Below are 9987 nucleotides of genomic sequence, written 5' to 3' on the forward strand. Positions count from 1 at the left end.
TTTTCTTTTTTCACTTCCGTCTAAGGATTGACATGAGCACAAGACCAGAGATTATCATGATGATACTTAGGGCCTGTCCCTTCGTTATTACACCAAAAACGAAACCGTCCGGTTCCCTAAAAAATTCGCAGAATATCCGGAATATTCCGTATAGAACGAGAAAAAGAGTAAAAAGTTCCCCTTCGTACCTTTTTCTTTCACGGTAAAACCATAGTATTAGAAAAAGGACAAGCCCTTCAAGGAAAGCCTCGTAAAGCTGGGAGGGATGTCTGGGAAGATGACCGCCATAAGGAAAGACCATCGCCCAGGGAAGATCCGTTACCCTTCCGTAAAGTTCCCCATTTATAAAATTTCCGATCCGGCCCAAGCCGATCCCAATGGGCGATGAGACCACTATAATATCTGCCACCGAAAAAAATGGGATCTTCGTTTTTTTTGCGAAAACGTATCCAAAAACTATGCATCCTATTAGACCCCCGTGGAATGACATCCCCCCGTGCCAGAGCATAAAGATCTCAATCGGATTTTCAAGGTAGTAATCCATGTTGTATATGAGCACATATCCAAGTCTGGCACCTACAACCAACCCCAAAATCAGATAAAAATAGAGATCATCGACGATTTCCCTTTTTAACCAGCTATATCTCCTCTTTATTTGATAGAGCGTGAGTAAATAGGAGGTTAAAAAACCGATCAAATACATAAGACCGTACCATCTAAGAGCTATAGGACCGATCCTAAAGATTTCAGGATCTATCTCAGGGTATTTTATCAATCGATATGTACCCCGTTCTGTCTTATGAAGTCCTTTAAAGATCCTGCATCGCTAAATACGACAGCCTTCATCCCTAGCTCGGAAGCCGCTTTAACGTATCGAGGGATGTCGTCGACGTAAAGAATTTCATGAGGGGAAAAACTCACATTCTCAAATATGGCCTCATATATGGCCCTTTTGGGCTTTTTGGCTCCTATTTCATACGAGAGTATCCATCTGTCCATGAGGTGAACAACTGGATACTTTGCCTTTATGTAGGAAAAGTGGAGTTCATTTGTATTGCTTAGAAGAAAGAGTGGAAAGCCTTTTAATTTTAAGGCGTGTATTATCTCCTTTACCTCTTCGTTTTCCTGAAATATTGGATTCCAAACTTCTTTGAACTCTTCGAAACTCAGCTCTAGCTTAAACCTTTCCTTTATGAGGAGGAAAAAATCCCAAGACGACATCTTTCCCTCTTCATAAGAATTCACAAGCCCATCTTCGTGAGCGAAAAGGAAATTGAATATTTCCTTCGGGGTTAGAGTATTACGGAGCAAAGATTTTTCATAAAGCTTATCCGCAATCTGAGTGTGTTCGAAAGGAAGGATCACCCCGCCGAGATCAAAAACAAAAAGCCTTATCATAAACGTAGATCTTTTTTGGGTTGAGCCTCGAAAAGTAACCGTATTCGTCTATGAGGTGTCTCCAGCCGCATATGTGAACGATCCTCTTTCCCTCATTTTCCCTCATTATCCTTTCTATTAACCTGGAAGCGTACTCGTCTCTCACTTTCATCTCATTCGAATAGCTAAAAAGTTTAAGGTTTTTTGAAAAGTAAGCATCTGCAATTTTTTTTTCAGTATATTTCCTTTCTTGATAACTGAAAGTCCTTACACCTTCGGCGTTTTTTTCGGTCAGTAATTCAAGTGCTGATCTTAAGTGAAAAAAGGAGAAAAAGTCCATGTCAGCAAAGTATACCGGTACGCCTGTTCTCTTAGAGTAATTTTTAGCGACCTCATATTCGTATGGGATTGAGAAGAATTCTATAATAGCATCAGCATGGCCCCATCGGTAAATCTTTGCCAGCTTTCTTTTTATCCTTTGAAAGTTTCTCTTTCTGAAGTTGAGCCCGAAATTTGTAAACTCGAGAGTTATTATGTCAGGCTTTATCTCTTTTAGAATCTTCTCTAAACGGTCCTTAGCTTCTCTGTCCCTGTGGATAATACCGACCATGAAAAACATACTATGAGCCATTTTTAGAGGCTCCCACAAGATCGAGGTAATAGTCGAGCGTTTTTTTTAAGGCTTCGTCCAAAGATACCTTTGGTTCCCAGCCGAGTATCCTTTTTGCCTTCTCTATGGATGGCACGCGGAAACTCATGTCCTGGTAACCTTCTCCGTAAAAATCCTTTGAGCTTACCTCCACTATCTCTGGTACTTTATCCGGTTTTTTGTTGTTAGGATGATTTATAAAAATTTCTCTCAGTTTATATGCGAGCTCCCGGATTGTTATGTCGTTATTTGGATTTCCGATGTTGAATATTTCCCCATCGCATCTATTGTCCTCATTTTCGATGATCTTCAAAAGGCAATCGAGACCGTCATCTACGTAGGTGAAACATCTTCTCTGCCAACCCCCGTCAACGAGTTTTATCGATTCACCTAAAAGTAGATTACTTATGAACTGCGTGACAACCCTCGAACTACCTTCCTTTTCGGGCTCCAGTGTGAGCTCATCGAGTTTGGGGCCAATCCAGTTAAAAGGTCTAAATAGCGTAAATTTCAAGCCCTTCTGATAGCCATACGCCCATATCACCCTGTCCAAAAGCTGTTTTGAGGCACTATAGATCCATCTCTGATTCCTTATTGGACCTAAAACGAGAAGGCTTCTATCCTCGTCAAATTCTTTGTCGGAACACATACCGTATACCTCGGAACTTGACGGAAAAACGAGTCTCTTTCCGTATTTGACACAGAGTCTCACGATGTAAAGATTGGCTTCAAAGTCGATCTCAAAAACCCGTAGTGGGTCCTTGATGTAGAGGGCTGGCGTTGCTATTGCCACAAGGGGGATTATGACATCGCACTTTTTTACGTGGTACTCTATCCATTCCTTGTTTATAGTTACATCACCTTCTACAAAATGGAATCTCTCGTGTCCTAATAGATCGCGGATTTTGTCATCCCTTATATCCATTCCATACACATGCCAATCCCTATCTTTTAGGATTCGCTCCGTTAAATTACTCCCTATAAATCCGTTCACACCTAGGATGAGAAGTTTCAAGTTATACCTCCAAGGACTTTACCTTTCATATTGTAAATTCTCGCGAAATCAGAACCTTCCATCTCCTCTTCCTTTTCCAGCTGGACCCTGTCTAGCCTTAAGAAACCCCTTCCGGTTGCCACAAAAAAAGGGGTTTCGGAAACTACAGTTCCTGGTTTAAACGAGTGTTCTTCATCCTTTGGATAGGCTTTCCAGATGTAAAGCTTTCTTCCTCCAAAAAAAGTAAATGCTCCAGGGTACGGATGGGTTACTGCTCTTACAAGATTATATAGGCTTATTGCGTCTTTTTCCCACAAAATCAACCCATCTTCAGGTTTTCGCTTGGAAAAATAGGATGACGGACCACTTTGGGGGACCGAAACTATTTTTTTTAATTTTAGATCGGGTAAAACTTCCCTCATCAACGATCTTGCGGCTTCGACTAATTTTTGATTAAGTGTGGAAATGTCGTCTTCAAATTCTATAATCACCCTCTTTTGAGCAACGATTGGACCTGTGTCAGGTTTCTCTTCCATAATATGTAGGGTTACCCCTGTTTCCGTTTCTCCATTTATGAGGACCCAATTGGCAGGTTGCCTCCCTCTATACTTTGGAAGCAGTGAACCATGAAGGTTAAGGGGTGCCACTTTCGGTATGGAAAGGTACTCTTTTGGAATTATGTACCTGTAGTAAAAGGAGAATATGTAGTCCGGATTCTCCTTTCTCACAATGCTAAGCCACTTTTCGTCTTTTAAGGAAGTGGGGACAACATACGGAATCTTATACTTCTCTGCAAGGATGCGTGGTGGTCTAAACCATATGTTCTCGGAAGGATCGTCTTCATGCGTAAAAAGCAGTGGGATCTCAACACCTGCGTTTAGAAGCTCCTCCATGCATACATATCCGATCTCGTGGTACGCAAATACTACGGCTTTCATAAGAGTTCCTTTTTTACTATGTATCTCGGTCTTTTTCTAACTTCCATGTAGATCCTGCCTATGTATTCCCCTATGACTCCGAGAGCTAGAATCTGGACACCGATGAAGAAAAAGAGAATGGCAAAAAGGGTGAATATCCCCTCAACTTCCGGACCTACGATGAGCCTTCTTATGAAGAGAAAGATGGCAAATAAGAGGCCAATGGCAGCAATTGCCACCCCCATTACTCCTATAAACTGGATTGGAAACATGGAGAAGTTTGTCATGATGTCGAAATTTAGCCTAAGAAGCTTAAACAAACTGTATTTAGTCTTTCCCCTTTTTCTTTCGTGGTGCTCAACCTCTATCTCCGCAATTTTTTTTGCAAAAGTGTTCGCCAAAACTGGCACAAATGTCGATGCTTGAGAGGACATGTTTACGTATTCGACAATGTTCCTTCTATAAGCCCTAAGCATGCAACCGTAATCCCTAAGTTTTACCCCTGTAAGATAAGAAGTGATGACGCTTGCAAAATACGATGGGATTTTACGAAAGATTGAATCTTTTCTGTCTTTTCTGTACGTCGCAACTATCTCATAACCTTCCTCCATCTTTTGTACAAGTTTTTTTATCTCCTCCGGAGGATTCTGAAGGTCGGCATCGATAGTGATAACGATATCTCCTTTAGCCGCTTCAAAACCCTTCATTATTGCTAAATGCTGACCACAGTTTGTCAAAAACTCGATCACTTTCACGTTGGGATATCTTTTGTGGAAACTCTCGAGTATTTCTTGGGTCCTATCCGTACTTCCGTCGTTCACATATAATATCTCGAAAGGTTTTCCCACTTGAGAAAGACTTCTCATCAATCTTTCCTGAAGCTCAGGAAGGTTTTCTTCCTCGTTGAAGACAGGAACAATGACAGAAATGTACGGTTTCTCGTTCACGCTTGAAGTTCCTTCCATGTCGTATAGTCAATAACAAATCGGCTTTTTTTTCAACATATTTGAATAACGACTTCAAAAGAATCAATGTATGGGTCGGTTTTGTGGCAATATAGGTTATTTTCAGTCCCAGCGATTTTTATTTTTTACATTCATGTTATACTTTAATTTCGCTATGACAACAAGTGCGCGTCCGAAAGCCTTAGCACTGTACTCCGGTGGCCTCGATAGTACGCTTGCGATCCTGATCCTTCTCGAGCAAAAAATAGAAGTTGAGGCTTTGTCATTTGTACACGATTTTGGTTGTGGAAAAAATCGCGAGCACATTCTAGAGACCGCAAAAAGGTTCGGTTTTTCGGTTAACTTTATCACCCTCGAAGAAGAATTCATAAATATGGTTAAAAATCCAAAGCACGGCTACGGAAAAAACATGAACCCGTGTATAGACTGTAGGATACTCATGCTCAAAAAAGCAAAAGAATATGCCCGTGAAAGTGGGGCCTCTTTTTTTGTTACCGGGGAGGTCTTAAACCAGAGACCTCTAAGTCAGAAAAGGAATGTTTTAAAGCTTATCGACAGAGAAGCGGGTTTAGAGGGCTATGTTCTTAGACCCCTTTCCGCACTGAATCTTGAGCCGACTATCCCCGAAAAGGAAGGCCTTGTAAAAAGGGAGCTCCTTTTTGGTTTTGAGGGTCGCTCAAGGAAACCGCAAATCGCTTTAGCAAAGAAATTTGGTCTTATAGACTATCCACAGCCCGCAGGCGGTTGTCTACTTACAGATCCCATCTATTCACTACGTTTTAAAGAACTCCTAAAGATGAATCCCAATCCTTCGCCAAGAGATATCAAGCTTTTGGGAATCGGAAGGCATTTCCGACTGAGTCAATCCTGTAAAGTGATAGTGGGAAGAAATAGGAAGGAAAACGAAATCTTGGAGAGAATCGCAAACGAAGGAGACTTTATCCTTAAAGCTTCTGACTACCCAGGTCCCACTCTTCTTATTGCTGGTACTTCTGGGGAAGCTGAATGGAGGCTTGCAGCTTCAATCTGTGCAAGATATTCGGACGGAAAAAATAGGGGTCCAGTAAAAGTAACCATCTACAGACCTAAATCAGGGGAAGAAATCTCAAAGACACCAGTGGCAGAATACACGATAGAAACGATTGATTACGACACCATTGAAAAGCTCCTCATAGCTCCACTTCCTTATCAAAAATCACTGTAATTGACACCTAAATGGTCTAGGTGGGAAGTGTTGTTAAGAAGCGTAGTTACAAAACTAGAACCATCGTATTCAAAAATGCTTACTGATGCTGGATCAAATTTTATGCGCCAGAAACCGCTGTTTGGGAGCCCAAGGAATATCAAAGAGATGACCTTGCATATGACTCTGTGGGTCACAAGCACAACATTTTTTCCATGACCGTTTTCCTTTAATATTTTTTCGACCGCCTTCGACACTCTTCTTCTTACCTTTTTTAAGTTTTCAGCGCCATCCATTCTCCATTTCTCCGGACATCTTTTCCATATTTCGAACTCCAAAGGATAGGCTGTTTTTACCTCATTGAGGGATAAGCCTTCCCAAATTCCAAAGCTCATATCCGTCAATTCATCTAGCAAATAAAGAGGGATCGAGTTTATCTCCGCAATGATCGATGCTGTCTGTCTCGCCCTTTGTAGTGGACTTGAGTAAACTTTCTCCGGGCTAAATTTTACGAGATAAGACCCTGTCTTTTTTGCCTGGTCTAGGCCTTTGTCGTTGAGGGGAACATCTACCTTTCCCCTAAAGACTTCTTCTTTATTCCACTCCGTTTCGCCGTGTCTTACGAGGAAGATTTTCAACCTAGACTCTCCATCTTTTGACTTCTAAGTCGTTCTTGCGTAATACCGCATCTTCCTCCTTATGATGATTTTAACAACTTCCATCGACAGAAATACTAGAAATCCAAAACTCAAAATGAGCTTCATATCGTCCATAGTTGGCATTAGTATACCAAAGGCATCACGCACAGACGGGATATGCACAAGGGTCGTAATAAGGATTATCTCCCACACTATGGCCAAAATGAGCCACTTGTGGGGAGGTGCTTTAAAGATACTAAATCTCATGGATCTGAAATTGAGGGCAATTATTATTTCTATGACGATGAAGAGAAAGAATATCTCGGTCCTTGCGTGCGCAATATCGCCTAGTTCATGAAAGTAAAGAAAGTAGAAGAATGGAATCTCAATAAGGAGCGCAAGGAGAATAAATGCCTTCACATCCCACGAAAAGACACTTTCCTTTGGATCCCTGGGAGGTCTTTTCATCACATCCGGTTCGGGTGGAGCAACTCCGAGTGCTAAAGCAGGCAGTCCGTCTGTAGCCAAATTTATATAAAGGATAGCCGCAGGAAGTAGTGGTAGGTATTCGGGTCCCATAATTAGCACGGTTCCCGCTATTACTGCCACTTCCGTTATGTTGCACCTTAAAAGATAGGTAAGGTACTTTTTGATGTTGTCGTAAATCCACCGGCCGAGTTCAATTGCTTTTACTATGGAAGCGAAATTATCGTCAGTAAGAACCATATCGGAAGCTTCTTTAGCTACCTCTGTCCCAGTGATCCCCATGGCTATCCCGATATCTGCGTGCTTTAGGGCCGGTGCGTCATTTACACCATCTCCTGTCATGGCAACTATCTCTCCTCTTTTCTTCCAAGCTTTTACGATCTTCAATTTGTCTACAGGAGAGACTCTCGCGTAAACGGTAACCTTGTCCACTATCTTTTCAAGTTCTTCTTCAGAGATCTTTTCCAGTTCTTCACCCGTAAGGACTATGTCTCCCTCCTTATAGATTCCAATCTCTTTGGCAATTGCTAGTGCAGTGAGCTTGTGATCACCGGTTATCATTATCGGTTTTATTCCAACTTGCTGGCATATCTTTGTGGCTTCAATGGCTTCTTCCCTCGGGGGGTCGATCATCCCAACAAGACCAAGAAATACCATGTCCTTCTCTACGGTTTCCTCGTCGGTATTCGTATCTTCGCCAAGGTCCCTATAAGCCACACCGAGCACCCTTAGTGCCTCTTTTGCCATATCCTCATTGACAGACAAAATTTTTTTCCTTTGAGCATCATCAAGTTTTGAAAGTTCGCCATCTATTAATACGGACGTACATCTCTCAAGTACAACCTCAGGAGCACCTTTCATGTAGGCGGCCCGGTTTCTCCCATCCAGAAGATGAATCGTTGTCATTCTTTTTCTTTCAGAACTAAACGGAATCTCTCCGACCCTTGGTCTTTTCGCCCTATTCTCCTTAAAGTTCACTCCCCCTTTTGCTGCCACAACAAGTAAGGCAGCTTCAGTTGGGTCACCTTTTATTGCCCATTTGCCTTCAGCTTCGTAAAGGTCAGCATCATTACACAATGTTATGGCATGAAGAAGAAGCTCCAAGGATTTGTCGTTCGGGGGATCCGTTTCATCCTTTACTTTCAAATCTCCGTAAGGAGCATACCCGCTCCCTGTAACTTCAATAGTTTTTCCAGAAGAGTAGATCTTTCTTACCGTCATCTCGCCCTTTGTTAGGGTACCAGTCTTATCCGAGCATATAACAGTTGTACAGCCAAGGGTCTCTACAGCTGGCATCTTTCGTACAAGGGCATTCCTTTTTGCCATCTGACGCATTCCTATGGCCAGCGCTCCCGTAACGATTGCCGGAAGTGACTCAGGAACAGCCGCAACAGCTAGAGATATAACGAACATCAATATCGTGATTATAGAGGGAACATCTATTTTTCCACTTGTCACCAACTCCCTAATTACGCTCACACCACCCACAATGAAACATATTGAAAGTGCTATTATCCCGAACCATTTTCCAATCTCCTCGGTCCTCCTCTCAAGTGGGGTCTTTTCCGATCTTATTCCAGTAAGTTCCGCCGCTATTTTTCCAAACTCAGTCTTCATACCTGTTGATGTTACGATGACTTTACCTCTGCCGTAGGTGACGGTAGTTCCTGCAAAGACCATGTTTTTTCTATCGCCCACCGCTAGCTCTTCTGGTAATGCGTGGGTCTCTTTACCTACCGGGAAAGATTCTCCGGTAAGCGGAGCTTCATCACATCTCAAAGAGTAACTTTCAATTACTCTTCCGTCCGCCGGAACTTTATCGCCTGCCTCAAGCAGAAGAATATCTCCTGGTACGACTTCGCGTGAGGGGACTTCTTTTTCAGTTCCTTCCCTCAGAACCGTAATAGTCGGAGAAAGCATCTTTTTTAGTGCCTCAAGAGCCTTTTCGGCCCTGTACTCCTGGAAAAAACCAAGAAGCGCACAGAAAAAGACGATAACCGCAATTATTCCCGCGTCTACGAATTCTCCGACAAGCGCCGAAAGTCCTATAGCCACAAGAAGGATGATTATGAGAATGTTTTTAAACTGACGCACAAAGATGTCAAAAGGGGAGATTTTTTCTTCCCTTTTTAGCTCATTGTATCCATACTGCTCAAGCCTGGTTTTGGCTTCACTCTCTGATAAACCTTGGAGGGGGTCAGTTTTTAGTTTCTTTATGACATCAGATACTTCCATCGCATGCCATGCTTCTGCCATATCTGACCTCCTTTTTATCACTTAAGCAACGTCAAAAATGCTCCTGCTGCAACAGCTGTTCCTATGACACCTGCCACATTGGGACCCATGGCGTGCATAAGGAGGAAGTTTTTCGGATCAGCCTCCTGTCCAACCTTCTGCGAAACACGGGCTGCCATGGGAACAGCAGAAACCCCTGCAGAACCGATTAATGGGTTTATCTTCTCTTTAAGGAAGAGGTTCATGAGTTTTGCAAGGAGTACACCACCTGCTGTTGAGAATGCGAATGCTACAAGACCTAAAAAGAATATAAAAAGGGGTTTTGGGTTTAGAAAAACCTCCGCCTTCATAGTGGAGCCTATGGATATGCCAAGGAATATGGTGACTATGTTTAGTAACTCATTCTGGGATGCTTTAAGGAGCCTTTCGACTACTCTACATTCCCTGAAAAGGTTACCTATCATGAACATGCCCATAAGGGGGGCAGCAGGAGGGGTAAGGAGGCATATGACTATAGTTGCAACTATTGGGAATACTATCTTT

The 9987-nt window shown here is 42.5% G+C and carries 10 protein-coding genes; 1 reads left to right on the top strand and 9 read right to left on the bottom strand.

The window, feature by feature from the left end:
- Positions 1–10: 10 nt before the first annotated feature.
- Genes lgt through NZ583_07315 form a run of 6 tightly spaced genes read right to left on the bottom strand, consistent with a single transcriptional unit; the run spans position 11 to position 4902 of the window.
- On the bottom strand, positions 11–775 hold the full coding sequence (lgt, locus tag NZ583_07290) for a prolipoprotein diacylglyceryl transferase (protein MCS7281413.1): 765 nt from the start codon (positions 773–775) through the stop codon (positions 11–13).
- Complete coding sequence (locus NZ583_07295; GenBank protein ID MCS7281414.1) at positions 772–1398, bottom strand: HAD family phosphatase; 627 nt, start codon at positions 1396–1398, stop codon at positions 772–774. Before NZ583_07295 ends, lgt begins: the two co-directional genes overlap by 4 nt.
- Positions 1376–2008, bottom strand: a complete 633-nt coding sequence (locus NZ583_07300; GenBank protein MCS7281415.1) for a hypothetical protein — start codon at positions 2006–2008, stop codon at positions 1376–1378. Before NZ583_07300 ends, NZ583_07295 begins: the two co-directional genes overlap by 23 nt.
- Entirely contained in the window at positions 1998–3041 is a 1044-nt protein-coding gene (locus NZ583_07305; GenBank protein MCS7281416.1) for a bifunctional UDP-4-keto-pentose/UDP-xylose synthase, read from the bottom strand. Before NZ583_07305 ends, NZ583_07300 begins: the two co-directional genes overlap by 11 nt.
- The gene (locus NZ583_07310; GenBank protein ID MCS7281417.1) at positions 3038–3958 is read right to left on the bottom strand and encodes a formyltransferase; all 921 of its coding nucleotides are present in this window, start codon (positions 3956–3958) and stop codon (positions 3038–3040) included. Before NZ583_07310 ends, NZ583_07305 begins: the two co-directional genes overlap by 4 nt.
- Positions 3955–4902 carry a glycosyltransferase gene (locus NZ583_07315; protein MCS7281418.1) on the bottom strand — a complete coding sequence of 316 codons (948 nt, stop codon included), beginning with the start codon at positions 4900–4902 and terminating at the stop codon, positions 3955–3957. The genes NZ583_07310 and NZ583_07315 overlap by 4 nt, the downstream gene beginning before the upstream one ends.
- Positions 4903–5035: 133 nt before the next feature.
- Between NZ583_07315 and NZ583_07320 the strand changes: the two genes are divergently transcribed.
- The gene (locus tag NZ583_07320; protein ID MCS7281419.1) at positions 5036–6106 is read left to right on the top strand and encodes a tRNA 4-thiouridine(8) synthase ThiI; all 1071 of its coding nucleotides are present in this window, start codon (positions 5036–5038) and stop codon (positions 6104–6106) included.
- On the opposite strand, the gene NZ583_07325 is transcribed toward NZ583_07320, so the two are convergent.
- The 3 genes from NZ583_07325 to NZ583_07335 form a co-directional block, all read right to left on the bottom strand.
- Positions 6091–6723, bottom strand: coding sequence for a histidine phosphatase family protein (locus NZ583_07325; GenBank protein ID MCS7281420.1), 633 nt, complete (start codon positions 6721–6723; stop codon positions 6091–6093). The two genes, NZ583_07320 and NZ583_07325, sit on opposite strands and share 16 nt — an antisense overlap.
- 24 nt (positions 6724–6747) lie before the next feature.
- Positions 6748–9465 carry a cation-translocating P-type ATPase gene (locus NZ583_07330; protein MCS7281421.1) on the bottom strand — a complete coding sequence of 906 codons (2718 nt, stop codon included), beginning with the start codon at positions 9463–9465 and terminating at the stop codon, positions 6748–6750.
- Between the two features lie 17 nt (positions 9466–9482).
- On the bottom strand, positions 9483–9987 hold a 505-nt coding region (locus tag NZ583_07335; protein ID MCS7281422.1), incomplete at its 5' end, for a sodium ion-translocating decarboxylase subunit beta.

This window comes from Thermodesulfobacteriota bacterium (assembly GCA_025062045.1).
In the GTDB taxonomy this organism is placed as follows: Bacteria; Desulfobacterota; Syntrophorhabdia; order Syntrophorhabdales; family JANXAF01; genus JANXAF01.

Excerpts from the sequence above, each read along its gene's own strand:
- NZ583_07295 (MCS7281414.1), bottom strand. The coding sequence starts at position 1,398 with ATGATAAGGCTTTTTGTTTTTGATCTCGGCGGGGTGATCCTTCCTTTC.
- NZ583_07300 (MCS7281415.1), bottom strand. The coding sequence starts at position 2,008 with ATGGCTCATAGTATGTTTTTCATGGTCGGTATTATCCACAGGGACAGA.
- NZ583_07310 (MCS7281417.1), bottom strand. The coding sequence starts at position 3,958 with ATGAAAGCCGTAGTATTTGCGTACCACGAGATCGGATATGTATGCATG.
- NZ583_07315 (MCS7281418.1), bottom strand. The coding sequence starts at position 4,902 with ATGGAAGGAACTTCAAGCGTGAACGAGAAACCGTACATTTCTGTCATT.
- NZ583_07320 (MCS7281419.1), top strand. The coding sequence starts at position 5,036 with ATGTTATACTTTAATTTCGCTATGACAACAAGTGCGCGTCCGAAAGCC.
- NZ583_07330 (MCS7281421.1), bottom strand. The coding sequence starts at position 9,465 with ATGGCAGAAGCATGGCATGCGATGGAAGTATCTGATGTCATAAAGAAA.